The organism is Candidatus Hydrogenedentota bacterium (genome assembly GCA_035450225.1).
Classification (GTDB): Bacteria; Hydrogenedentota; Hydrogenedentia; order Hydrogenedentales; family SLHB01; genus DSVR01.
This window is the reverse complement of sequence record DAOTMJ010000042.1, coordinates 1-24,493: the sequence shown is the minus strand read 5'-3', so window position 1 is coordinate 24,493 and position 24,493 is coordinate 1. Positions and strand designations below refer to the sequence as shown.

Below are 24,493 nucleotides of genomic sequence, written 5' to 3'. Positions count from 1 at the left end.
CCTGGCCGGGCGCCGAAATCGTTAACGTCCGGAACGCGTCTCGCGCGGTTTTTCCTCACGCAATTCGATGCGGATCGGCACGCCCGCAAACCCATGGCGGTCGCGCAGGGCGTTTTCGATGTACCGCAGATAACTGAAATGGAACAGGCGCTTCTGGTTGACGAATAGCACGAAGGTCGTCGGCTTCACGCTCGCCTGCGTCGCATACAGGATCTTCGCCGCCTTGCCGCCGTGGCTCGGCGGCGTGTGCTTTGCGCGCACCTCTTCCAGGAGCCGGTTCAGTTCCGCGGTCGGGATGCGTTTCGTGGCGGCCTCGGCGGCCTTGTCTATGAAATCGAAGGCCTTGAACAGGCGCAGCCGCGTCAGGTTCGACACGGTCAGATACGGCACGTGCTTGAGAAACGGGGCCTTGAGATCAATCTCGCCGGCCAGCTCCGCAAAACGCGCCTCCTTGTCTTCGACGAGGTCCCATTTGCTCCACAGCAACACCATCGCCGTGCCCTGTTCCTGGACATAATCCACGATCCGCTTGTCCTGGTCGGTGATGCCTTCGGTTGCGTCCATCATCACGAGACAGACATCGGACCGGCGCACGGCGCGCAGCGACCGGCTTACGCTGTAAAACTCGACGTGTTTCCGGATGCCGGCCTTCTTGCGCATCCCCGCCGTGTCTATCAGCACGTAATGCCGGCCTTTCCATTCGAACTCGATATCAATTGCGTCGCGCGTCGTGCCGGGCGTGCTGTCCACGATTTGCCGCTCCTCGTTGAGGATCGCGTTGACAAACGACGATTTGCCGACGTTGGGCTTTCCGATCACCGCGACGCGCGTGACCTCCGGCCCCTCCTCGGCCTCCTCGGCGGGCGGTTTCTTGGGCAGATGTTCGACGACCGCGTCGAGCAATTCCCCGATGCCGAGGTTGTGCGTGGACGAAATGGCGACGGGATCGCCCATGCCGAGTTCGTAGAAGTTATACCGGTTCATTTCGAGTGTTGCGTTGTCGAGTTTGTTGACCGCGAGCACGATCGGTTTGCCCAGCGAAAACAATTCCTCGCGCAATTCGCTGTCAATGCGCGTCAACTCCTGCTGACCGTCTATCACGAACAGGATGACATCCGCCTCCTGAAGGGCGACGCGCACCTGCCGCTGCATCTTTTCGACGACGGAATCGTCCGGGTTTTCCACGATACCGCCCGTGTCCACCAACCGGAACGCCACGTCTTTCCACGAAGCCGTCGTGTAGGCCCGGTCGCGTGTGATGCCTTCCTCCGAATGGATGATGGCGCTCTGTTTTCCGCAGATGCGGTTGAACAGCGTGGATTTTCCGACATTGGGCCGTCCACAGATGGCGACCAATGGCAATTTGCTTTTTTTGGGCATGATGCCTCGCTTTCAGACGACACGATCATGGAAAGACGACGAAATTCAGCATTGTTGCGTCCTGCGATCGCGCGCAGACGCGGCGGCCCCGCCAACGGGCTGTGGTCCTTGTCCAACGTGTCGAAACCATTATACCGGTATGCCGCGCGCGCGTGCCAATCAAAACTTGCCTTGCCGTTCGATTGAAACGTTCGAGTGATTACGCGCGGAATCGTTTCATGGCCGCATGCTATAATCCCGCCGCGACACGGTGGACAATGGAAATAAGAAGGGCAATGGCGGCTTGTGAAACCAATGGGTGAATTTTCCAATCTGGACACGGCGGCGATTCTGGGCTGGCTGCGCGAGGAGGATCCGGAACGCCTGGAAACGCTTTGGAAAGCGGCGGATGCCGTGCGCAAGGCGAATGTCGGCGACGAGGTCCATCTGCGCGGTTTGATCGAAATTTCCAACTATTGTTGCCGGCTGTGCGGTTACTGCGGTTTGCGCGCGGACAACAAGGGGCTTGACCGTTACCGGATGTCCGAAGACGAAATCATGGCATGTGTACATCAGGCGGCCGAGTACGGCTACGGCACGGTCGTGATGCAGGCGGGCGAGGATTACGGCATCACGCGCGAATGGCTCGCGAACCTGATACGGCGCATCAAGTCCGAGACGGCGCTCGCGGTCACGCTGAGTCTGGGCGAACGCCCCGACGCGGACTTGGCGGCATGGCGCGAGGCCGGCGCGGATCGCTACCTGTTGCGTTTCGAGACGAGCGACGCCGATTTGTATGCGCTTATCCATCCGGCCCATGCGGGGCGTCTGTCCGACCGGATTGCCATGCTGCGCCGGCTCCGCGAAATCGGCTACGAACCCGGCAGCGGCGTCATGGTCGGCATTCCGGGACAGACCTATGCGAGCCTTGCGCGGGATTTGGAAACGTTCCGCGCCTTGGATCTCGACATGATCGGCGTCGGCCCGTATCTCTCGCATCCCTCGACGCCGCTCGGCCAGGGCAGATGGACGCGCAAGGTCGCGCCGGAAGATCAGGCGCCCAACACGGAATTGATGACATATAAGACGGTCGCGTTGACGCGGCTGTTGTGTCCGCACTCGAACATTCCGAGCACGACCGCTCTTGCGACCATCAACAAGGCGCGGGGACGTGAACTGGGCCTCATGCGCGGCGCCAACGTCGTCATGCCCAACCTTACGCCCGTGAAGTACCGCGCCTTGTACGAGATCTACCCCGCCAAGGCCTGCATTGACGAGACCGCGCAGCAATGCCGCGCCTGTCTTCACGCCCGTATTGCTTCAATCGGCCGGTCCGTGGGCAAAGGTCCCGGCGGTCGCCGGAAGAACGCAACGATTGGAGAGTGAAAGAACATGCACCGTTTGTCCTGGTTTTGTGTGCCGATGTGCGGGTTGCTGTTCTGCGGGATATCAGCGGGAAGTGGTGATAACAAAGGCGGAGCAGGCGGCGCCGTCCCGTTCACGCTGGCGCGGGATGGACAGCCGGCGTGCAGCATTGTCGTGGCGCAACATCCAACGCCTGCCGCGCGTCTGGCGGCCCTTGAACTCCAGTTCCATGTATTGAAAATCACGGGAGCGGAACTGCGCATCCGCACGGACGCGGAGATTGTTGCGGGGCCACGCATACTCGTGGGCGACAGCGAAGCCACGCGCGCCATGGGACTCAAGGGCGCCGATTTCGCGCCGCAGGAATACCTCATCGCCTTTCGACCAGAGACAATCATCCTCATCGGTCGCGATTGGGAGGACACGGAGGCCAATCGGCGCGAACTGGGCCGTCCGATGAATTGCGGCGACACGCTCGACGCGACCCGCCAACGGATAGACTACTGGAAGACGGTCGGATATGCCGAACGGAGCGCCGGGGAAATGGAACTTCCGGGCGTCTACGACGATCAGGCGACGTGTTACGCCACGTATGACTTCCTTGAACGGTTCTGCAAGGTGCGATGGTACGGACCATCGGAAACGGGCATCCTGATCCCTTCATGCCGGTCGCTTGTCGTCAAGGGCGCGGACATTCGCCGTTCGCCGGTCCTCAAATATCGCGACGCGCTATGGTCGGGCAATTGGCCGTTCATGCAGAAGCAGTGGGGGCCGGTCACGCGGTCCGAAGTGTACCTTTTCTGGCGCCGGTTGCGTCTCGGCGGTGAGAAATGGGCCGGTAATCACACGTTCCATCCCAAGACGATCCAAACCATGCTCAATGATCCCGCCTATCAGGCGCAGGGACCCGGCCACGGCACGCAGCTCTGTTACTCGAATCCCCGACTCGTCGAACAGGTCGCGCAGATGGCGCGGGATTTCTTCGACGGCAAGCAGAACGCGCCCGAAGGCTGGAAAGCCGTCGGCGACTATTTCGCGATTGTCCCGGACGACAATTCGAAATTCTGCCGGTGCGAGCGGTGCCAAGTGTTACTCGCGTCGGGGAAAGACATGGACACCGGCCAGTTCAGCAGCGGCACGGTCAGCAACTATTTCTTTTCCTTCGTGAACGCGGTGGCGCGCGAGGTGCGCAAGACGCATCCGGATAAGTACATCGCGACGCTGGCTTATTGGAACTATGCGCTGCCGCCGCGTGGCTTCGACATCGAACCCAATGTGTCCGTGGCGCCGTGCCTCCATACGTGCGTCTACGCCTTTCACAGGGAAATGCGCGAAAACGACATGAGTCTCTACAAGGAATGGCTGCAAAAGGCAAAAGCGCCGGTCTTTCTATGGAACTATTACCATCACCCCATGGAACCGGCCTTGATTGACAAATGGAAATGTTTTCCGAACGTCATGGCGCACAACACGGCGGATTCGATGCGGATGTTCATCCGCGATGGCGTCCGCGGGATTTTCATCTGCGGCGAGCAGGACATGCTTGAAGGGTATGTTATCGCCAAAATTTGGGACGATCCCGAACAGGACGTGGACGCCATTCTGCGCGAGTTCTTCCAGCGATATTTCGGGCATGCCGCCAAACCGATGGAAAAATTCTACCGTCTCTTGGAGGCGATCGCCTGTGATCCGAAAAACTATCCGCCGCCGTACTACCGAAAGAACGGCATTGATTGGCGGGGTGTCGCATGGAAGACGCTCGGCACGGAAGAACGCATGAAGAAGCTGGGCGCCCTGATGGCCTCCGCGCGATCGTCCGCCCGGACCGACCTTGAAAAACGCCGGGTGGGTCTGTGGCAGGATGCCTTCTGGAAATGGATGGAGGACGGCCGAAACGAATACGTGGCGAAACGATCCCAAACGACCGGTAAAGAGGGAAAATAGGATGAAGCATGTATGCCGGGCAAGCGGCCTTGTGGCAATCGTTTTTTTGGCGTGTCCAGCTGTATTGGCAAACGAGGAGACGTTCCCCGTGAAACATGTGAAGGTGTACTTTGAAAAGGGGCGTTTTGGCGGCTGGCCTGCGAATCACGGGATATGGAGTTGGGGCAACGAAATCTTGGTTGGGTTCAGCCGGGGCTATTACAAGGACATGGGGCCCTCGCGGCACCATATTGACCGCGAGAAACCGGAGGAGCATCTGCTGGCGCGAAGCATGGACGGCGGCGAAACGTGGCAAATCGAAGATCCCGCCGCGCAGGGCTATTTGATTCCGCAAGGCAAGGCGCTGCACGGCGCCGAGACGCCGGGCGTGAAGATCCCCAAACTTCGGGACTGTCCGGGGAACATCCATTTTACGCATCCAGACTTTGCAATGACGGTGCGAATGTCGAGCATAGACGCGGGCGTGTCGCGTTTTTACTATTCATACGATCGCGGCCATTCGTGGGAGGGGCCGTTCCGCCTGCCGAATTTCGATACGCCGGGCGTGGCGGCGCGCACGGATTACCTCGTCGGAGGCGATCGCGATTGCATGTTGTTTCTTACGGCGGCCAAGCGGAACGGCAAGGAAGGCCGGCCTTTCTGCGCGCGCACGCGCGACGGCGGCGCCACGTGGGACTTCGTGTCGTGGATCGGGCCGGAACCGGCAGGATATGCGATCATGCCGGCCACGGTCCGCCTCGCCCCGGAGGAGTTGATCACGGTGATCCGTTGCCGGGAAGGCGATTCAAGCTGGCTGACCGCCCATGTTTCACGCGACAACGGCCAGACTTGGAAAGAACAGGGACGTCCCGTGGAAAGCACGGGGGAGGGAAACCCCGCGAGTCTTACCCTGTTGGACGATGGCCGCCTGTGTCTGGTCTACGGTTACCGCGCAAAGCCGTTCAGCATGCGCGCCCGGATCAGCGATGACGGCGGCGCGTCATGGGGCAAGGACATTGTGTTACGCGACGATGGCGCGGGCCGCGACATCGGGTATCCACGAAGCGTTCAGCGTCCCGATGGCAAAATGGTCAGCGTCTACTATTTCCACGACGACGCCACCGGCCCGGAACGTTACATCGCCGCGACGATCTGGGATCCGGCCGTGTGCCGGTAAGTCTTGATTTATGGACGGTTCCAACGAGACACAAGCGATGGGAAGCATAAAGGACGATTCACCCGCGGCCGCGTGGCGGAGACTCAGGCGGCGCTTCGGTTTGGCTGTTCGCGCGGCGTTGATTGTGGTGGCGTGCGTGGCGATGCTGCTGGCCTATCTGGTTCAACTGGAAGAACGGGTCGTTTTTGATGCAAAAGCCGCGGAGGGCATCATTCCATCGGCGCCGCGTCCGTTTGCGCCGGGGCCGCGTATGCCGGACGGTCTCGATCTGATGAAATCGAACAACAACGTGGATGTGGCCCAGTTTCAAGGCCGCTTTTACGTCGCGTTCCGCACGGCGCCGACTCATTTCGCGTCGAACCGGACCCGGATCGTGGTCGTGAGTTCTGCGGATCGCAGCCAATGGGAGCGGGAAGCGGATATCGCGCTGATGGAAAGCGATCTGCGGGAACCGCGTTTCCTCGTGTTCCGGGAAAGGCTGTTTCTGTACTTCTTTCGGGGTGGCAGCAATCCATTCGGGTTTGCTCCGCAAAGCATGTACGTCGTGGAGCGGACGGATTCCGGGGCATGGTCCTCGCCGAGGGCGATCTACCGACCCGGATACGTCGTGTGGCGCGCGCGTGCGTTCAACAATCGCGCCTACCTGTCGGTCTACCACGGCGCGGGGCTTTACACGACGAAAGATCGCCCCGGCGATGTGCGGCTGCTGGTATCCGATGACGGATATGAATGGACGCCGATTTCGGATGCGCCGCAGGTCAGCGACGTGAGCGCGGAAGAGGGCGAATTTACCTTCGACGAGGAGGGCAATCTGCTTGCGACGGTGCGACTCGAAGTCCACGGCGCGCTCGTCTGCAAGGCCTCGCATGCGGATCTCGCGCATTGGGAATGCCGGTATACGCCTTATAAATACGATTCGGCGATCATGTTCCGGCACGCGGGTAAGGCCTATGTCATTGCGCGAAGGAATCTTGCCGGTCCCTTTGAGGACGAGCCGTATTGGGCGCCCACATCCCTTCACCGCGCATGGCGTCTCGCCCGTTATTCGCTCACGCGCAAGCGCACCTGCCTTTACAATCTCGACGCCGAGACCCTTCGGCTCGTTCCGTTGTTTGATCTGCCCGGCCGCGGCGACACGGCATACGCCGGCATAGCGCCTCTCGACGCCCGCCGATACTGGGTTGTCAATTACAGCAGCGATCTCGAAGGGCTCGATTGGCCATGGCTTGGCGGTCAAATCGTTGGCAGCAGCCTGTACGAAATGGAACTGGCGTTTCCCGTGGACCGATAGCGGGCCTTTCGGCTATTTGTGCGGGAAAAACTCCGCCTCGTTCATCATTTGGGCGAAAGATCCGCGTTCAATGCCGGTTTCGGGCTTATGGATTGGGGGGCCACTCGACAACGAGGGTTTGGCCGCCGCCGTTGTTTTCGACGCTGTAGAGCGAATTATCCACGGTAAACGACGTGAACAGGGTGTTGAGATCGGCGATGGGCATGTCGAAATCGAACTCGAGAATCGGTCCGAAAGCGGCATAGGGTATGGCGGTGTAGATATCGTCCGGCAAGGCAGAGCGGATTGCGATATGCTTGATCGTTGTGGGGCCGTCGCCGGAGGGCGTCAAGGTCCATTCGGCCGGATCGCACAGTCCGCCGTCGGCCGCATTCACCAAGCGAACCGTGAACGGGTAGGGACTGACGACATCGAAGACCATTTGCGTGATATACCGGGGCATGTATTTTGCACGCAGAAAGGCCGTGGTGGCGGCGCCGCTCGCCGAGGGCACGACGCGCAATTCCCCGCGCAACCGGTCGCCGGCGTAATTTTGCGGCACATAGGGGGTTTGCGCCGTGTAGCGCAGCGTGCGCCCGGCGATGGCAATCTCGAACGAGGGCGTAAAGGACTGGGCGGTATGCTTGAGCGTGGCCCAGCGCAGGATGTACTGGCCGCCGAGGTCGTTGACGATCTGCTGGAACTGCACGCCCAGTTGCTCCACCGTCGAAGCCGGGTAATACTGCCCCTTCGTCTGGGATGCAAGCAATTGAAGCGTGGTCAGGTCCAATTCCGCGCCGAATCCGATGCAATAGAGGGCAATCCCGCGTTGATTGGCGCGATCGATGACTTGTTGGTAGGTGTGGTCGCTGGCTTCGTCGCGCCCGTCGGACAGAAAGACGATTGCGCGCTGCTCGTCCTTCTTGTCGGCTTCGCTGGTGCTGAAGCGGCTGGCCGCTGCGAACAGCGCATCCCAGCAGCGCGATTCGGCGGGAAATGCGCGGATCGCCGGCCAGATGCCGTCAATCGCAGCCTTGAGATAGTCCTTGTCCGTCGAAAAATCGGAAATCATGGCGGGATCGCGATCCGCGCGATGGAACTCGTAGATGCCGACCTTGGCGTCGGGACTCAGTGAATCGAGAAAGACGTTCTTGGCGGCATCCTGCATGTAGTCCACGGCATCGGAAATGCCGTTGTGGTTGGTGTCGCCGTTGATTGTGCGATCCGTCATGCTCTTGGTGTAGTCGAGCACCAGAAAAGCCAAAAGTTGCTTGTTCGATCCCGTGGCAAGGTGCGAATCGGTCTCGGAACTGATGCGAATGCCGTCTTCACGGCAGGTGACCGCGAACTGGGCCGGCGAGGCATGAACGGCATGGTCGTTTTCGTCGCGCAGTGAAAAATCGAATTCAAGCAGGTACGGCGCGGAATAGGTGCTTGTGACGTTTTTCAGCGTCCATCCGTTTGCGGTCTGGGTGTCGCCCCGCGAATAGACGGTGATTTGGATTTGTTTTGAAATGGCCCGGTTGCCGCTGATGGTGATGACGCCGGTATGGGTGCCGGCTGCCAATCCCGCCCGGTTGACCGTGGCCGTGATGACTTTTTTGGAATCGGGTCCGTTGCTGCTGCCCGATTTCGGATTGACCACCAGCCATGAACGATTGCTGGACACGGTAAATTCAAGTGTGGGCATCAATTCGGGCGCCTTGTTCCAGACGGTGAAAGTCCATGGCGTGTCGTTGAACTCGAAGTTGTAGGCTGTGTTCGACATCGTAATGACGTCAACCGGCGGAATGACCACGGGACAGCCCGTTGAAAAAAGCCCCAACAAAGCCAGCGCCAACGAGATATGGGCCGCGCGCTTCATGATTCGACACCTCCTGCCCGAGTTTTGACCAACGCCACCGCTGCCGTGGCCTTCGATTACATTACCGTAACGCACAACGAACGTGACACATTCCGGAAACGCTCGACAAAAGCCCCGCTCATTTGCCGTAGAACCAGTCCGCGGGAATGATTCGCAGGTTCAGCGAATGGCCGCCCGTGTAATTGAAGTAGGTGACAAGGGCTTTGTCTCCCACCCAAGTGACGGCGGGATAGGCCCATGCGTCTCCCGGGCCGGATTCGATGTCGCGGAATGATTCCCAGGTTTCGCCGTCGTCGCGCGAGATGGCCGCGGTGAGCGGATTGCGGCTGTTTGCGCCGGGGTTATGGTTCCAGATGACCAACAGGTCGCCGGTCGAGGGAATGCGGGACAACGCGGCGGGGGAGGGCGTACACTTCAGGGGCGTGGGTTTCGGCGCATCCCATGTTTCCCCGCCGTCGCGGCTGATGCTTTGGTATTGTCCCTCGGCCATGGTGCGCATCAGCATGAGCACGCTGCCGTCTTTGCGCTCGATGCAAACCGGCTCATAACTGTCGGCCTTTTCCGGCTTGACGCGCTCGCTCTCGCGCCATGTCGTGCCGTCGTCGTCGGAAAGGTAGCAGAAACTGTCGCCGCCTTCCCAGGCTTCGAGGAGGAGGCGGCCGGATTTCAGGCGCACGCCACGGCCGTTGGTCAGGCCGGTGTAACGGCCCTCCGGACTCATCTGCCGGGCCGTGCTCCATGTTTTTCCCTCATCCGCGGACGTGCGCATCATGACGCGGCAATCCTTGTCCTCGGAATTTTTCTGGCAATGAAACAACGCGATGCGCCCGTCCCGCAGGCGAAGGAAGTTGACTTCCATCACGTTGCAGCCGCCGTCGTTTTCGACAAGGGTGAACGTGTCGCCCCACGACGCGCCGCCGTCACGCGAAATTTTCCCGGCAATGCGCGCGGGACCGTGATCCGCACCGTTGCCCCCATAGAAATCCGTCCAGCCCAGCAACAGGCTGCCGTCTTTCAACGGGATGATGGCGGCTTCGCTGTGGCGCGGATGTTCGGGGGTGGCTTGCGCAACAACCTGGCGTTCAGACAGTACGGCCTGCGCGCGCGCCGCGCCTGGAAACGCCATGATTGCCGGCATCGCCCACGCAACGGCGCAAAAAAACCGAGATGGCATGAACATTTTTTATCACCTCCCTGTCCTAACGCCCGGTCCATGGCGGCGTATGGGACGATCGCCCAGCGGCTAATCCGATCGCGAACGGCAACGCCGGGCGCGGATGATGGCGAGGAAATCGGCGACGGCGTCCTCGATTTTATCGTTGACGACGACATAGTCGAAGGCGTCTTTCGCGGCAATTTCGGCTCGGGCGTTGCACAGGCGCAGGGCGAGGTCCTCCTCGTCGTTCGCGCCGCGCAGGCGCAGCCGCCGTTCGAGTTCGGCCAGCGACGGCGGCATGATGAAAATGGTCACGGCGTCCTTGCGAACCGCCTTGAAATTGCGCATGCCCTGCACGTCGAGTTCGAGGATCACGTCCTTGCCTGAAGCGGTGCGACGCATCAATTCCGTGCGCAACGTCCCGTAGAGATTGCCGTGCACCTCGGCCCATTCAACGAATTCATCCGCCTCGACGCGCCGCATGAATTCGGTCCGGTCCATGAAGTAATACTCTTTTCCGTTTTTTTCACCCGGGCGCGGACGGCGGGTCGTGGCGGAAATCGAATATTCCAGATTGGGGTCCCGTTCCATCGCCTGGCGTAGAATCGTGTGCTTTCCCGCCCCGGAAGGCGCGGATACGATAAACACCGAACCGGCCGGCGTTTTGCCGGCTGGAAGCGGATCGCGGTTTGCCATCGGCGTTGCCCTTCCCGAGCCTACTCGATATTTTGAATCTGTTCGCGCAGCCGTTCCAGTTCGGACTTCATGCGCAGGACTTCCCTTGCCACGCTGCCGTCATGCGTCTTGCTGCCCAAAGTATTGATTTCTCGCTGGATTTCCTGCGACAAAAAATTCAATTCGCGCCCGGCCGGTTCGGGGCCGTCGAGCATTTCGATCGCGTGATCGAGATGGGCCTTGAGGCGAACGGTCTCTTCGGTTACATCGCCCTTGTCGGCCATGAAGGCGATCTCCATTGCAATGCGATCCTCGGTCATGCCGGTATCCGCCTGCAGTTCGGCAATCCGTTCCCGCAATCGCGCCTCGTATGCCGCTTCGAGTTCCGGCAGCCGTTGCTCGACGACGGACAGCGCCTCGCGGATCAATCCAAGCCGGTGGCGCAATTCCGCCGCCAACGCCTCGCCCTCGGTTTCCCGCATCGCGTTCAATCGCTTCAGCGCCTCCGCCAGGGCGGCGGCGACTACCGCCTGCGCCTGTTCAAGGTCTTCCTCGGCTTCCTCGTGGTAGAAGACCCCGTCCATCTGCGCCAGCGTGCCGAGGTCCAGCGTGCCGTCCGAACCGAGCAGGCGCGCGAGTTCCCGCGATGCCTCGATATACTGGCGGGCGAGGCCGGCATCATAGACCAGCGTCTGCTGCTGCGAGTCAGGACCCCGCTTCCGCGTCACCGTCACCGTGACCTTGCCCCGCGGAACGTGTTTGCGGACGGTTTCCTTGACAAAAGGCTCCATCGCATACCATGACGCCGGCAGCCGCACCGAACAATCGAGGAAACGGTGGTTGACGCTGCTCACCTCAACCCCAATCCTATCGCCAACATACTCGCGGTATGCCCGCCCAAATCCCGTCATGCTCCGTGTCATGTACCCGTCCTTTGTCCCAAAAGACGGCTTGGGGCTGCTTCAAGCCACAAAACGCCACCCCGCCGTCATGCTGGGTCCCGTGTCCGTAGTCTATCGCGCGCATCGCCGCCCAAGCAAACGATTCCGGCGCCTCATTGCTTGCCGTCGAATTCTCCAAGCAGTTCGAGCATGGCGCGATCCATCTTGTGTCCGCGCCAGTCTTCATAGACGACATCGGCGCGCGCGCTGTCGAGGATGCCGAAACTGCCCCGGAAATTCCACAGGGCAAAACCCCAGCCGGCCTTGTGCCAGAGGCTCAGGCAGTCGCGCATCCAGTCGAGCACGACCTTGTGCGGCGTCTTGTTGTAGGCGCCGAATTCGCCGACCATCACGCCGAATCCTTCACTCTCAAAGGTTTTCCAGGGTTTGATGGCGCTCTTTTCAAGCGACGCGCGATCGCATGTCGTATTGCCTCGTGTCAACGGATAAGCGGGTTCCGGATATTTGTCCGCGCCCTCCACCCACTCGGCCTTGTAATGCGTCAACTGCATCGGCTCGTAGCCTCGTGTGGCCGCGGCGACGTTCAGGCCTTTCAGTTCGGCGGGCGGTATGCGGCCCCCTGCGCGTCCGTCGCAGATGACCAGCCGGTCCGGATCGTGTTTGCGGATGCCCTCCAGCACCGCGGCGACCACGCGGCGATGGTCGTCCGGCGCCACCATGGCCGGTTCGTTGAACAGGTTGAAACTCAGGGCGTCGTTGGGAATCCCCGCGTAGCGTTCCGCGAACCGTGACCAATGAAGCGCACAGACGCGCAATGCCTCGCCGTCTTTCCAGAGATTCTTGGCCTCGCCGGGTTGCGCGACCGTGTATCCCGGCGCGCGGTGGAAATTGAGGCAGACATGCACGTCGTGTTTCCGGCCAAATCCCACGGCCTCGTCAATTTCCTTGAGAACATCTTCCTTGATCTGGGTCCAATCGTCCGGATCGGTCCAGCAGCGGTAATCCATCGGCAACCGCGCGAAGTCGAAGCCGAGTTCTTTGATCCAAGCAAAGTCGGTTTCCAGGAAACGCGCGTTGTTCGGCATCATGAACTTTTCAAGCAGATTGAACCCGCGCCATCGGGGCAGACGTTTGTATGATGGGCCATTTTTCGCATGGACGGCATCGAGTGGGACGGCAACGCCCGCAACGGCCAGCGCGGTTGTCTTCATCAAGGTACGGCGCGACATGGTTCGGTTTGGTTTCATGGAATATTGACTCCTGTCCTCTGAGTGCATTCTATCATTGCAGGAACGCGGTTCAAACCCGCTTGATTCGGCGGAGGTGCGCGGATAGACTGCGTGCATCGCCAACCGATGAGGAGGAGATCGTCATGAGCGAACATCATTCCTGTTGCGGGTGTGGACACGATCAGGGACGCGGCATGGCGCGGCGGACCTTTCTGGCTGCCGTAGGCGGCTCCACGCTGGGCGGGGCCGCGTTGAGCGGGTGCGTGACGGCAGGCGCAGGCGCAAAGCCGGCGGTGCGGCCAAGGCCGGTCGCGGGCAAGAAAGAACTGGTCGTGCAGCCGGTGCTGTCGTACCGCATTTACCGGCGCGTCGAAAAGACGAGCTGGCGGCCATGGGGCGCCCTGCACACGGAAGCGGATGTGGAACAGGAAATCGGGCGGATCACGCAGGAACTTGCGGAACTGGCCACGCAGGCGGAGTTCCCCGTCAAGATCCTGCCCGTCGCGAAGGTCGCGGATCCCGGGCAGGGCGCGCAGGTCTGCAAGGGCGAATGCGACGTCATGCTGATCTACGGCGCGAACGGCGACACGGGCGACATGGAATCGCTCATCTCGCCGAACCGGTACAACCTCGTGTTCGTGCGGCACCGGAACGGTCCCGTGAGCCTGTGGTACGAAATCGCGAGTCCGCGGCTGCTGCGCAAGATGGTGGATGAACTCGGCCAGCCGGGACTGTTGCCCTGCGACGTGATCGTGGACTCGACCGGTGAAATCCTGTGGCGGCTCCGCGCATTGTATGCGCTCAAGAACACGGTCGGCTCGCGGATTGTGGCCATCGGATCGGCGAGCGGCTGGGGCGTGGGCGGACAGGATGCACCGAAGATCGCTGTGGATCAATGGAAAATGGATATCGTCACCGTGCCGTATTCGGACCTCGCGAAACGCATCGAAAGCGCGCGGGCGGACGCCGGGCTTGTCGCCCGCACGGAGGCCGAGGCCGCCGCTTACTTGGCCCAATCGAATGTCGCGTTGCGCGCGGACAAGGGCGCGTTTGCGCGGGCGTTTCTGTTGACGGAGGTGTTTCGGAAACTGATGTTGGATCACGGCGCGTCGGCGATGACGATATGCGAGTGCATGTCCACGATTATGCCGATGTCGGAGACGACCGCCTGTATGCCGCTGAGTCTCATCAACGACGAGGGCCTGTTGGCGTTCTGCGAATCGGATTTCGTCGTGATTCCGTCCGGCGTGCTTCTGAACCACATCGCGGCGACGCCGGTCTTTCTGAACGATCCGACGTATCCGCACGACGGGGTCATCACGCTCGCGCATTGCACGGCCCCGAGCAAGATGGACGGGAAACGCCCCGAGAAAGTCACGGTGCTGACGCATTACGAGTCCGATTACGGCGCCGCGCCGAAAGTGGATATGCGCATCGGACAGCCCGTTACAGTGATCGATCCGGATTTCCGGTCGAAGCGATGGATTGGGTTCCGCGGCAAGATTGACGCAAACCCCTTCCTTGACATCTGCCGCTCGCAGGTGGACGTGACCATCGAGGGCGACTGGGAGCGTCTTGCCGAGGAAATGGCCGGTTTCCATTGGATGCTGTCCTATGGCGATCATCTGAAGGAAACCGGCTATGCGCTGCGCAAGATGAATATCGGCTGGTTGAACATTTCGGAAACAGGCACGGTGAAAGCGTAGCGTGGGTCTTTGTCCCTGTGTCGTGCTCGTGCGCGTAATCGCAATCGAAAAGCGCGGGCACTCAATTGACTTCGAGCACGAGCAGGAGCACGAGCACGGCAAAAATGAAAGGATTACCAATGACGCGGAGGTCGTTTCTCATGGTAAGCGCGGGGACGTTGAGCGGATTGGGTCGGGGTTTGTTGTCGGCAATGCCGGCGGAAGCCGTCGCGGAAGATCCGCCGTTTCAAATCTCGCTGGCCGAGTGGTCGCTGAACCGCGCCATTCGCGCAGGCAAATTCGACAATCTGGATTTTCCCCGCGTGGCGCGCGAACAATTCAATATTGATTGCGTCGAGTTTGTGGACCAGTTCTTCGCGGACAAGGCCAAGGACGAATCGTATCTGGCCGAGTTGAAGAAGCGGGCGGATGGCGAAGGCGTCGGGTGCGGACTGATCATGGTGGACACGAACGGTCCGCTGGGCGTTGCGGACAAGTCGGACCGCGACAAGGCCGTCGAAAAGACGCTGCCATGGATTGACGCGGCGGCGTTTCTCGGCTGCCGCGCGGTGCGCGTCAACGCCTATGGCGCTGAGAACGCGGACGAATTGCGCGGCCATATCGCCGAAAGTTGCGCGCGCCTCGCCGATTATGCGGCGGAACGGAAACTTGATTTGTGCATCGAAAACCACGGGCATCATTCATCCGATCCCGACTGGCTTGCGTCGGTCATGACGGCCGTCGGGAAGCCCAATTTCGGCGCATTGCCCGATTTCGGAAATTTCCCGCCGGAAACCGACCGCTACGACGCGGTCGAGAAACTGATGCCGTTCGCGAAGGCCGTCAGCGCGAAGTGCGCCGAGTTCAACGACGACGGCTCCGTGAAAGACCTGGATTTCTTCCGCATGATGCGGATCGTGCGCGACGGCGGTTACACGGGGTATGTCGGGATCGAATCCTGTCCGCCGGACGCGGCGCAGGAATTCGACGCGGTGGCCAAGACGCGGGATCTGCTGTTGCGCATCCGCGAGGCCGAGGCAAAGTGCAAGCCCATCTTCAACGGTCGGGATTTAACGGGCTGGGTCGTTGTCGAAGGCGGCGAATGGTCCGTCGAAAACGGCGTGCTCGTTGGCCGCAACGGGCGCAACTGGTCAACGAATCCCGAAACGACCGGCTCGTGGCTGCGCACCGAAAAGGACTACGGCGATTTCCGGCTCGAATTGCAGTACGCGATCAACCGGGGCGGCAACAGCGGCGTCTTCTTCCGGTCCGCGCCCGAAAAGAACCCCGCCTTCACCGGCTACGAAATGCAGATCGTTGATTTCTTCGGACAGGAACCCGGCAAACACGGCGCAGGCGCCATTTATGACGTCGTCGCGCCGACGAAGAACAAGGTCCGGCCCGCCGACAAATGGAACACCGTGACCATTACGGCCCGCGGACCGCGCATCCAATTCGAAGTCAACGGCGAACTCGTGCTCGATTCCGAACAGACCCGCTCCATGCGCGGCCACATCGGACTCCAAAACCACGACGAACGCGCCGTCGTCCGCTTCCGCAATATCCGCCTGCAGGAGTTGTGAAAAGAGGATCATCCGGTCTTGGCGATCTTCAGTCCCCCGTCGGAAATAGACGGTCTTTGCGGTAGATATGGGGTAGGGATCTGTTCTTTGCAGGGCGCACCGAGTATTCCTCTTTCCTGAAGAAGATGTGAACAGCCCTGCTCGGAGGCAAAGCTCTTTCAGATCTTCCCTGCAGGGGAATAACATGAATAGCCGTGGGCAAGGCCCACGGAACGCGTATCCAGACACGAACGACCCTGACGGGGTCGAACGGAAACCGGTCCGAACCGGTACCGATTGTTCAACCCGTTCCGGGTTGGCAACTTGCCGGGTCCATCTGTTCCACGGGTTTGACACCCGTGGCTATTCACGTTTGGCGCTGCGTTTCGATTTTTCCATGGTTCCCGTCCGTCATTTGGATCGTGGCGATCGTTCGTTGCTTTTGCGGGGGATTCGCGGGAACAAGGCCAAGCGCCGAAGGATCGGCGCGTTCCATATTCGAAGCCGATGGCGGGAACGGGTATCAAGCCGAATCGCTATGCGCGGCGCAGTTTTTCGCGCAGGTGGATGCCGGTGTGCGAACGGTTTTGGCGGGCGACCTGTTCCGGCGTGCCGGCGGCCACGATCTTTCCGCCGTTTCCACCGCCTTCGGGACCGAGATCGATAATCCAGTCCGCGGTCTTGATCACGTCGAGATTGTGCTCGATGACGATGACGGTGTTTCCGCTTTCGACGAGCCGGTGCAGGACTTCGAGGAGTTTCGCGACATCCGCGATGTGCAGGCCGGTGGTCGGCTCGTCGAGAATATAGAGCGTGCGGCCGGTTTGTCGTTTGGCGAGTTCGGTGGCCAGTTTGACCCGTTGCGCCTCGCCGCCGGAGAGGGTCGTGGCCGCTTGGCCGAGCTTGATGTAGCCGAGCCCGACGTCGTTGAGCGTTTCGAGTTTGTCGAAAATAGCCGGGATGTTTTGGAAAAACGCGCAGCCTTCCTCGACGGTCATGTCGAGGACTTCGGCAATGTTCTTGCCCTTGTAGAGGACTTCGAGTGTGTCGCGGTTGTATCGCGCGCCCTTGCACGCGTCGCACGGGACGTACACATCGGGGAGGAAGTGCATTTCGATCAGGATGACGCCGTTGCCTTCGCACTGTTCGCATCGTCCGCCTTTCACGTTGAAACTGAAACGTCCGGGCTTGTAGCCGCGCTGCCGCGCGGCGGCCGTCATGCTGAACAGATCGCGGATGGGCGTGAACAGGCCGGTATACGTCGCGGGATTCGATCGCGGTGTGCGGCCGATGGGGGATTGATCGACGTCTATGACCTTGTCAATATGCGCCAGCCCCTCGATGGCGTCGAATTTGCCGGGGCGCAGGCGCGTCGCGTCGTGGAGCGCGCGCATCGCGGCGGGATACAGCGTTTCGTTGATCAGGCTGGACTTGCCGGAGCCGGACACGCCGGTGACGCAGATAAACGTGCCCAGTGGAAACGAAACGTCTATCCGCTTGAGATTATTGTGGCGCGCCCCGCGCAGCACGATCGTTTTCCCGTTGCCCTTTCTCCGTCGTTCGGGCAACGGGATGGACAACGTTCCGCGCAGGAACTGTCCTGTCAGCGAATTCTTGCATCGCATGACTTGTTCCGGCGTGCCTTGGGCGACGATAGCGCCGCCGTGGACGCCCGCGCCCGGCCCGAGATCGATGACGTAGTTAGCCCGCCGGATCGTTTCCTCGTCGTGCTCGACGACGATGACCGTGTTGCCGAGATCGCGAAGGCGTTCGAGGGCCGCAATCAGTTTCTTGTTGTCGCGCTGATGCAGGCCGATGCTCGGCTCGTCGAGCACATACAGCACGCCGACCAGTCCGGAGCCGATCTGCGTCGCCAGCCGGATGCGCTGCGATTCACCGCCCGAAAGAGTGCCCGCCTCACGGTTCATGCTCAGATAATCGAGACCGACGTTGACCAGGAAGCCTAGCCGCTCGCGGATTTCCTTGAGCACGCGCTCGGCGATGATCCGTTGCGAGGGCGTCAGATCCATCGTGGAAAAAAAGCGCAGCGCCTCCGCAATGGACCAGCCCGTCACGTCCATGATCGTGCGCCCGTTGACGCGGACCGCGCGCGATTCGGGCCGCAGCCGCGTTCCGCCGCAGTCGTGGCAGGGCCGTGTCGTCATGAATTGGCCGATCATGTCGCGCGCGGCGTTCGATTCCGTTTCGCGGAATCGGCGTTCGAGATTGGGAATGACGCCCTCGAATTCGCGGCGGACCTCGACGATCCGGTTTTCGCTGGAGAACGAGAAATCCACCTCCTCACCGCCGCTGCCGTACAGCACGATCTCGCGGAACCGTTCGGGCAACTCGCGCCACGGCTGGTTGGGGCTTTGCTTGTAGTACGCGCACAAACTCAACAGCGCCCGCCGGTACATGCCGTCGAGCACGCGCCGCATGCTCCACGGTCGCACCGCCCCGTCCGCGATCGATAGCGACGGGTCGGGCACGACCAGTTCCGGGTCAATTTCCATCGTGCTGCCGAGGCCTGTGCAGGCCGGACAGGCCCCGTGCGGATTGTTGAACGAAAACATCCGTGGGGCCAGTTCCTCGAAACTGATCCCGCAATCCACGCACGCCAGGTGTTCGCTCTGGATGATTTCCGCCGCGGCCTTTCCTGGCGCCTCGTGCCAAATCCGAATGATGCCGCGGCCATGCTTGAGACAGGTCTCGACCGAATCCGTCAGCCGCCGCTGGAGACCTTCCTTGATCACGAGACGGTCCACCACGATGTCTATGTCGTGCTTGACGTAGCGCTCCATGGGAAAGTCGTCGTCAACCTCCCCGAAAACGCCGTCCACCCGCACCCGCACGAAACCCAGGCGCTTTACGTCCGCGAACACCTTCTGGTACGTGCCCTTGCGCTGGCGGATGAGCGGCGCCAGCAGTTGGACTTTTGTGCCTTCCGGAAGGGCAAGCACCCAGTCCACGATGCTCTGCGGCGTCTGCGATTCGATGACTTTTCCGCACTGCGGGCAATGCGGGGTGCCGATGCGGGCGAAAAGCAGACGGAGATAATCGTACACCTCGGTAACGGTCCCGACGGTCGAACGCGGATTCCGGTGCGAGGTCTTCTGCTCGATTGAAATGGCCGGACTCAGTCCCTCGATATAGTCCACATCGGGCTTGTCCATCTGTTCGAGAAATTGCCGCGCATAGGCCGACAGGCTTTCCACGTACCGGCGCTGGCCTTCCGCGTAGATCGTGTCGAACGCGAGACTCGACTTGCCCGACCCGCTCAGACCGGTAATCACGACCAATTGGCCGCGGGGAATGGACACGCTGATGTTTTTAAGGTTATGTTCGCGCGCGCCTTTGATGACGATTGCGTTGTGGGAATTCCGTTTCATGAGTTCATCCGGTTTCCAGCCAATCCGGTATGATAGACGATCGAATGCGGCGCGAGAAAGAAGACGGGGTGGGGAAATCCGCGCAACGGCTTCTTGAGACGCTTTTTCGCAACGCTCCGGATGTTTTGCTATGATTCGACTTCCAAACAACGGAGGAATGGAACCATGGCGGCTGAATTTCATCATTTCGGGGTACCCACGGCAAAGCCTTTCGCGAACGAGAAGTACATCGCGGGGGCCAAGGTGTTCATTTCGGACGCGGAGAGCCATCCGTACCGGATCGAGTTTCTGCGGTTCGAGGCGGACAGTCCCATGCACGAGGCGGTGAAGACGCGTCCGCATGCGGCGTTTCTGGTGCCGAACCTGGACGAGGCGCTGAAAGGCCAGAACGTGATTATTCCGCCGTTCGACGCGACGGACACGCTGCGGTGCGCATTCGTGATGGACGGCGACGCCGTGCTCGAATTGATGCAAAAGAGATAATTCGCACAGGAGGAACAATCATGGCCATGAAGAAGTTCATCAACGAGCCGGGCAATCTTGTAAATGAGTTGCTGGAAGGATTCGCGCTGGCGAATCAGCGGACGGTGGCGCTGGCCGCTAATAATCTGGTTGTGCGCGCCCATCCGAAGCCCAAGGACCGCGTGGCGCTGGTAACGCTGGGCGGTAGCGGGCATGAACCGGCGTTGAGCGGTTTCGTGGGCGAAGGCATGCTCGACATCAGCGTACCGGGTGAAATTTTCGCCGCGCCGGGTCCGCCGCGCGTGCTGGAAGCGATCCGCATGGCCGCGCGCGACGCGGGCGTTCTGTTTGTCGTACTGAATCACGCGGGCGATGTCATGTCCGCGAATATCGTAATGGACATGCTCCAATCCGAAGGGATCAAGGTCAAGCAGATCCTGACGCACGAGGATATTTCCGGCGGGCCACGCGACAAGCCGGAAGACCGCCGCGGCCTTGTCGGATGTCTGCCGGTGATCAAGGTGGCGGGCGCCGCCGCGGAACAGGGCAAATCGCTCGATGAATGCCTTGCAATCGCGGAACGCATGGAACGCAACATGGCGACGCTGGCCGTGGCCGTGGCCGGCGCGACGCATCCCTGCACGGGCGATGCGATCGCCGAGATTCCGGACGGCGTCATGATTGTCGGCATGGGCCAGCATGGCGAGGCCGGCGGCGGCACGCAGAATCTCAAATCCGCCGACGAGACCGCCGAAATCATGCTGAACGCGCTTCTGGACGATCTGGACGTGAAATCCGGTGAGGAACTGCTGGTTCTGCTGAACGGCGTTGGCGCGACCACGCTCATGGAACTGTATCTGGTGTTGCGCGCGGTCAAGCGCCTGCTCGAAGCGAAAGGAATCAAACTGGCGCGCGCCATCGCGGGCGAGTTTCTGACCGTGCAGGAAATGGCGGGATTCCAGATGTGCGTGGCGCGCATGGACGCGGAACTGCTGGCGCTGTGGGATGCGCCTTGCTGCTCCCCCGCGCTGACGTTCAAGTAGGAATCACGCATGCTGCGGGCGATCGATTACGATGGCGTTACGCGGATGCTGAAGGCCGCCGCGGAAGAGATCCGCGCGAATCACGAATTGTTGTCGAAGCTCGATTCGGTGGGTGGCGACGGCGACCACGGCACGACGATGGTTCGCGCCATGGCGTTGATCGACAAAACCATCGAAGGGCGCTCGGACCGCAACATCAAATCGTTGTTGCGCGACCTCGGCTGGGCGATCATGGGCGTGGACGGCGGCGCGATTGGCCCGCTGCTGGGCCTCTTTTTCGCGGGTATGGCCAATGCCGCCGAAGGCGAATCAGCGGATGCAGGGCAACTGGCCGCGATGTTCGAGGCAGGACTCGCCCACCTGCGCAAACAGACAAAGGCCCAGCCGGGCGACAAGACGCTGATGGACGCGCTTGTGCCGGCCGTCGAAGCGGCCCGCGCCGAAACCGCGTCGAACGATATGGTGTCCATGCTGAAAGCGGCCGCGCGGGCCGCCGATATGGGCGCGGAAGCCACGAAGGACATGGTGGCGAAATTCGGCCGCGCGCGAAACGTGAAGGAGCAGACGATCGGCACGCCGGATCCGGGTGCGACCTCGGTGGCGCTGATTTTCAACGGCTTTTTGAAAGGAGCGGAACAACATGCCTGACAACGACAAATCCTCCGAAGACAAAAAAGATTTCGGCATCGGCATTCCGATGAAATCGCACGGGTTCTACTTGAAAGGTTCGGCGCACCTAGGCTGGGGCGTCAAGAACCGTCTTGCGCATATCTTTAATCCGAAGAGCGGGCGCACGGTCATGTTGGCCTTCGATCACGGCTATATCATGGGTCCGACGACCGGTCTCGAACGGATGGATCTCGTCGTGCCGCCGCTGATCAAGCACGTGGACTGCCTGATGTGCACGCGCGGCGCGCTGCGGACCTGCATTGACCCGCTGGTGCGCAAGCCGGTCGTGTTGCGTTCGAGCACGGGCGCGACGGTCCTCCGCGACCTGAGCAACGAGGTAATCGGGGTTACGCTGGCCGAAGCCGTCGCCATGAATGCCGCCGCCGTGACGACGCAGGTCTGCATCGGCGCGGAACACGAAAAGGAAACCCTCGCAAATTTGGCGTATCTTATCAATGAAGGCGCGAAATACGGCATGCCGGTCCTTGGCGTGACGGCCGTCGGCAAAGAAATGGTCCGCGACTCGCGTTACCTCGGTCTCGCGTGCCGCGTGATCGCCGAACTCGGCGCCCACTTCGTCAAGACCTACTACTGCGAACCCGGATTCGACGAAGTCGTCGCGGCGTGCCCGATTCCGGTTGTGATCGCCGGCGGCAAGAAACTCCCCGAACTCGATGCGCTCAAAATGGCGTGGAAGGCGATCGATCAGGGCGCGTGCGGCGTGGATATGGGCCGCAATATTTTCGCCGCGGACGATCCCGCCGCGATGGCGCAGGCCGTCGGCGCCGTCGTTCACAAGCACGAAAAACCCGAAGCGGCGTTCGACCTGTACAACACGATCAAAAACAAGAAGCAGCCGGGCAACCGCGCCTCGTGACGTCGGCGGATTTGGGAAGTATCGCGCAACGCTTTATCGTGAAAAATAGCGGGAAGCGGATTAGCCCTCGGATAATGTAACAAAATTCCCATAAAAAGGAAGGGAAACCAAGGCATGGCCGGCAAAGTGCGGATTGGATTTGTGGGCGTGGGGGGCATGGGGCAGTGCGCGCATCTGAAGAATTACGCGACGATACCGGACTGCGAGGTCGTCGCGATTGCCGAGGTGCGCCGCGAATTGGGACGCAAGGTCGCCGCGAAATACGGCGTCGATCGCGTCTATCCCGATCATCTGGCGATGCTGGCGTCGGAACAGTTGGACGGAATCGTCGCGTCGCAGCCGTACAACCGGCACGGGGTGTTGTTGCCGGATTTGTTCAAGGCGGGCGTGCCCGTGTTGACGGAAAAACCGCTGACGTGTTCGCTGGAAGCGGGCGAACAGATCTTAGCCGCCCTGCGTTCGAGCCAGGCGAAACAGTATGTCGGCTATCACAAGCGCAGCGATCCGGCGACGATGTATGCCAGGCGCGAGATGGCGCGGCTGAAGGCGTCCGGGGAATTGGGCAAACTGAAATATGTCCGCCTGTTGATGCCGGCGGGCGACTGGATCGCGAACGGGTTTCTCGATCTTGTCCACTCACAGGAGGCGATGCCGGCGCTGCAATACGATCCACGACCCGGCGACATGGGACCCGAAACGCAAAAGGAATACGACGCGTTCGTCAATTATTACATACACCAGGTCAATCTGCTGCGGCATCTGTTTGGCGAGTCCTACACGGTTTCGTATGCCGATCCGTCGGGCGTGCTGCTCGTGGCGCATTCGGTCGGCGGCGTGCCGGGGACCATCGAAATGTCGCCGTACTGCACGACGGTGGACTGGCAGGAAAGCGCGCTGGTCGCGTTCGAGCGCGGCTATATTCTGATTGAATTGCCCGCGCCGCTCGCGTCCAATCGTCCCGGCCGGGTGACGGTATACCGCGATCCGGGTGATGGCGCCACGCCGGAGAAGATTGTGCCTCAACTGCCGTGGATCCACGCTATGCGCCAGCAGGCCATCAATTTTGTCAAGGCCATCCAAGGCGAGCCGACGCCGCTGTGCGGGGCGGAAGAGGCTTTCGAGGATCTCCAGATGGCGCACGACTACATCGTCGCGCTCAAGGGATCGTTGTCGGCCTGAAGCCGTTGCGGGCGCACATTCAGGCCGGAACGGCGCTTGCCGGCAAGAGGCGTCCGACCGCGAGCAACGCGCGGTACTCTTCGACCGTGTTCAGGTTTCGCGGGGCAAGCGAACCCCGCAGGGGAATCGTGTTGACCCGGCCTTGGGTGAACACATCGCGTATCCGCCTGTTTCCGCGGGCGAGCGCATCGCGCATGGCCGGCAGCAGACTTTTGCGGTAAACGGCGAACAGCGGCTCCAGGTGTCCTTCGGGCGTTGCCGGAACCGCGCCATCGCAACCGGCGGCCGCGCGCATCAACCGTTCGACAAGCGTGAAGTCAATGAAGGGGATATCGCATGCCACAAAGAAATTCAGGTCATAATTCGAGGCGGCCAGTGTGGCGGCAATCCCGCCGAGCGGACCTTGGCCGGGCATGACGTCCGGGATGACCGGCAGATTGAGAAAAGCCAGCCGGGTCGCGTCGTTGGCGGCAACCAATACCTCCGGGAATGCCCCGCGAAGTTGATTGCAGACGTACTCGATAAGCGGACGCCCGTGGAATGCGAGAAAACGCTTGTCCTGGCCCATGCGCGTGCTGTTTCCGCCCGCGAGCACGACGGCGGCGGCATTCGGGCGAATGATCTGCGATTTACCGGGCGCGATCCGCGGCTTTTCAACGGAAGTTGAGTAAGTCTTGAGGTGTTTTTTGCGGGGCTTGGGGGTAAGG

Annotated in this window: 19 protein-coding genes; 11 read left to right on the top strand and 8 right to left on the bottom strand. The window is 60.9% G+C overall.

What is annotated here, in order from left to right; all coding sequences use genetic code 11:
• Nucleotides 1-21 precede the first annotated feature (21 nt).
• Nucleotides 22-1,380, bottom strand: coding sequence for a ribosome biogenesis GTPase Der (gene der, locus P5540_16705; GenBank protein HRT66458.1), 1,359 nt, complete (start codon nucleotides 1,378-1,380; stop codon nucleotides 22-24).
• A gap of 294 nt (nucleotides 1,381-1,674) precedes the next feature.
• Between der and hydE the strand changes: the two genes are divergently transcribed.
• From hydE to P5540_16685, 4 genes are all read left to right on the top strand, one after another.
• Nucleotides 1,675-2,745, top strand: coding sequence for a [FeFe] hydrogenase H-cluster radical SAM maturase HydE (gene hydE / locus P5540_16700; GenBank protein ID HRT66457.1), 1,071 nt, complete (start codon nucleotides 1,675-1,677; stop codon nucleotides 2,743-2,745).
• Nucleotides 2,746-2,751: 6 nt separating this feature from the next.
• Nucleotides 2,752-4,668, top strand: coding sequence for a DUF4838 domain-containing protein (locus P5540_16695; GenBank protein ID HRT66456.1), 1,917 nt, complete (start codon nucleotides 2,752-2,754; stop codon nucleotides 4,666-4,668).
• An 88-nt stretch (nucleotides 4,669-4,756) separates the two neighbouring features.
• Nucleotides 4,757-5,824, top strand: a complete 1,068-nt coding sequence (locus tag P5540_16690; GenBank protein HRT66455.1) for a sialidase family protein — start codon at nucleotides 4,757-4,759, stop codon at nucleotides 5,822-5,824.
• Between the two features lie 37 nt (nucleotides 5,825-5,861).
• The gene (locus tag P5540_16685) at nucleotides 5,862-7,115 is read left to right on the top strand and encodes a hypothetical protein (protein HRT66454.1); all 1,254 of its coding nucleotides are present in this window, start codon (nucleotides 5,862-5,864) and stop codon (nucleotides 7,113-7,115) included.
• An 85-nt stretch (nucleotides 7,116-7,200) separates the two neighbouring features.
• On the opposite strand, the gene P5540_16680 is transcribed toward P5540_16685, so the two are convergent.
• From P5540_16680 to P5540_16660, 5 genes are all read right to left on the bottom strand, one after another.
• The gene (locus P5540_16680; protein ID HRT66453.1) at nucleotides 7,201-8,958 is read right to left on the bottom strand and encodes a VWA domain-containing protein; all 1,758 of its coding nucleotides are present in this window, start codon (nucleotides 8,956-8,958) and stop codon (nucleotides 7,201-7,203) included.
• Between the two features lie 118 nt (nucleotides 8,959-9,076).
• Entirely contained in the window at nucleotides 9,077-10,138 is a 1,062-nt protein-coding gene (locus tag P5540_16675) for a sialidase family protein (GenBank protein HRT66452.1), read from the bottom strand.
• Nucleotides 10,139-10,201: 63 nt separating this feature from the next.
• Entirely contained in the window at nucleotides 10,202-10,810 is a 609-nt protein-coding gene (gmk, locus tag P5540_16670) for a guanylate kinase (GenBank protein ID HRT66451.1), read from the bottom strand.
• Between the two features lie 20 nt (nucleotides 10,811-10,830).
• Nucleotides 10,831-11,712 (bottom strand): YicC family protein, encoded by an 882-nt coding sequence (locus P5540_16665; protein ID HRT66450.1) that lies wholly within the window; start codon nucleotides 11,710-11,712, stop codon nucleotides 10,831-10,833.
• A 131-nt stretch (nucleotides 11,713-11,843) separates the two neighbouring features.
• Nucleotides 11,844-12,938: a cellulase family glycosylhydrolase gene (locus tag P5540_16660; protein HRT66449.1), complete on the bottom strand. Its 1,095-nt coding sequence runs from the start codon at nucleotides 12,936-12,938 to the stop codon at nucleotides 11,844-11,846.
• A gap of 125 nt (nucleotides 12,939-13,063) precedes the next feature.
• Here P5540_16660 and P5540_16655 point away from each other — a divergent pair, with 125 nt between their 5' ends.
• The gene (locus tag P5540_16655; GenBank protein ID HRT66448.1) at nucleotides 13,064-14,626 is read left to right on the top strand and encodes a sugar isomerase; all 1,563 of its coding nucleotides are present in this window, start codon (nucleotides 13,064-13,066) and stop codon (nucleotides 14,624-14,626) included.
• A gap of 119 nt (nucleotides 14,627-14,745) precedes the next feature.
• Nucleotides 14,746-16,188 (top strand): DUF1080 domain-containing protein, encoded by a 1,443-nt coding sequence (locus P5540_16650; protein ID HRT66447.1) that lies wholly within the window; start codon nucleotides 14,746-14,748, stop codon nucleotides 16,186-16,188.
• Between the two features lie 515 nt (nucleotides 16,189-16,703).
• On the opposite strand, the gene uvrA is transcribed toward P5540_16650, so the two are convergent.
• A complete protein-coding gene (uvrA, locus tag P5540_16645; protein HRT66446.1) occupies nucleotides 16,704-19,556 on the bottom strand; it encodes an excinuclease ABC subunit UvrA in 2,853 nt (950 codons plus the stop codon).
• Nucleotides 19,557-19,721: 165 nt separating this feature from the next.
• Between uvrA and P5540_16640 the strand changes: the two genes are divergently transcribed.
• From P5540_16640 to P5540_16620, 5 genes are all read left to right on the top strand, one after another.
• Nucleotides 19,722-20,039 (top strand): hypothetical protein, encoded by a 318-nt coding sequence (locus tag P5540_16640; GenBank protein ID HRT66445.1) that lies wholly within the window; start codon nucleotides 19,722-19,724, stop codon nucleotides 20,037-20,039.
• Between the two features lie 20 nt (nucleotides 20,040-20,059).
• Nucleotides 20,060-21,061, top strand: coding sequence for a dihydroxyacetone kinase subunit DhaK (locus P5540_16635; GenBank protein HRT66444.1), 1,002 nt, complete (start codon nucleotides 20,060-20,062; stop codon nucleotides 21,059-21,061).
• Between the two features lie 9 nt (nucleotides 21,062-21,070).
• A complete protein-coding gene (dhaL, locus tag P5540_16630; protein HRT66443.1) occupies nucleotides 21,071-21,709 on the top strand; it encodes a dihydroxyacetone kinase subunit DhaL in 639 nt (212 codons plus the stop codon).
• Nucleotides 21,702-22,607 carry a 3-hydroxy-5-phosphonooxypentane-2,4-dione thiolase gene (lsrF, locus tag P5540_16625; protein HRT66442.1) on the top strand — a complete coding sequence of 302 codons (906 nt, stop codon included), beginning with the start codon at nucleotides 21,702-21,704 and terminating at the stop codon, nucleotides 22,605-22,607. The genes dhaL and lsrF overlap by 8 nt, the downstream gene beginning before the upstream one ends.
• Nucleotides 22,608-22,721: 114 nt before the next feature.
• Nucleotides 22,722-23,786, top strand: coding sequence for a Gfo/Idh/MocA family oxidoreductase (locus P5540_16620; GenBank protein ID HRT66441.1), 1,065 nt, complete (start codon nucleotides 22,722-22,724; stop codon nucleotides 23,784-23,786).
• A 19-nt stretch (nucleotides 23,787-23,805) separates the two neighbouring features.
• On the opposite strand, the gene P5540_16615 is transcribed toward P5540_16620, so the two are convergent.
• Nucleotides 23,806-24,493, bottom strand: a 688-nt coding sequence (locus P5540_16615; GenBank protein ID HRT66440.1) for a molybdenum cofactor guanylyltransferase, incomplete at its 5' end; no start/stop codon positions are given.

Bases quoted from the DNA above. Each gene is read 5' to 3' on its own strand.
- P5540_16675 (HRT66452.1), bottom strand. From the start codon at position 10,138: ATGTTCATGCCATCTCGGTTTTTTTGCGCCGTTGCGTGGGCGATGCCG.
- dhaL (HRT66443.1), top strand. From the start codon at position 21,071: ATGCTGCGGGCGATCGATTACGATGGCGTTACGCGGATGCTGAAGGCC.
- P5540_16650 (HRT66447.1), top strand. From the start codon at position 14,746: ATGACGCGGAGGTCGTTTCTCATGGTAAGCGCGGGGACGTTGAGCGGA.
- P5540_16620 (HRT66441.1), top strand. From the start codon at position 22,722: ATGGCCGGCAAAGTGCGGATTGGATTTGTGGGCGTGGGGGGCATGGGG.
- P5540_16665 (HRT66450.1), bottom strand. From the start codon at position 11,712: ATGACACGGAGCATGACGGGATTTGGGCGGGCATACCGCGAGTATGTT.
- uvrA (HRT66446.1), bottom strand. From the start codon at position 19,556: ATGAAACGGAATTCCCACAACGCAATCGTCATCAAAGGCGCGCGCGAA.
- P5540_16635 (HRT66444.1), top strand. From the start codon at position 20,060: ATGGCCATGAAGAAGTTCATCAACGAGCCGGGCAATCTTGTAAATGAG.
- hydE (HRT66457.1), top strand. From the start codon at position 1,675: ATGGGTGAATTTTCCAATCTGGACACGGCGGCGATTCTGGGCTGGCTG.
- gmk (HRT66451.1), bottom strand. From the start codon at position 10,810: ATGGCAAACCGCGATCCGCTTCCAGCCGGCAAAACGCCGGCCGGTTCG.
- P5540_16655 (HRT66448.1), top strand. From the start codon at position 13,064: ATGAGCGAACATCATTCCTGTTGCGGGTGTGGACACGATCAGGGACGC.
- P5540_16640 (HRT66445.1), top strand. From the start codon at position 19,722: ATGGCGGCTGAATTTCATCATTTCGGGGTACCCACGGCAAAGCCTTTC.
- P5540_16695 (HRT66456.1), top strand. From the start codon at position 2,752: ATGCACCGTTTGTCCTGGTTTTGTGTGCCGATGTGCGGGTTGCTGTTC.
- P5540_16685 (HRT66454.1), top strand. From the start codon at position 5,862: ATGGGAAGCATAAAGGACGATTCACCCGCGGCCGCGTGGCGGAGACTC.
- P5540_16660 (HRT66449.1), bottom strand. From the start codon at position 12,938: ATGAAACCAAACCGAACCATGTCGCGCCGTACCTTGATGAAGACAACC.
- lsrF (HRT66442.1), top strand. From the start codon at position 21,702: ATGCCTGACAACGACAAATCCTCCGAAGACAAAAAAGATTTCGGCATC.
- der (HRT66458.1), bottom strand. From the start codon at position 1,380: ATGCCCAAAAAAAGCAAATTGCCATTGGTCGCCATCTGTGGACGGCCC.
- P5540_16680 (HRT66453.1), bottom strand. From the start codon at position 8,958: ATGAAGCGCGCGGCCCATATCTCGTTGGCGCTGGCTTTGTTGGGGCTT.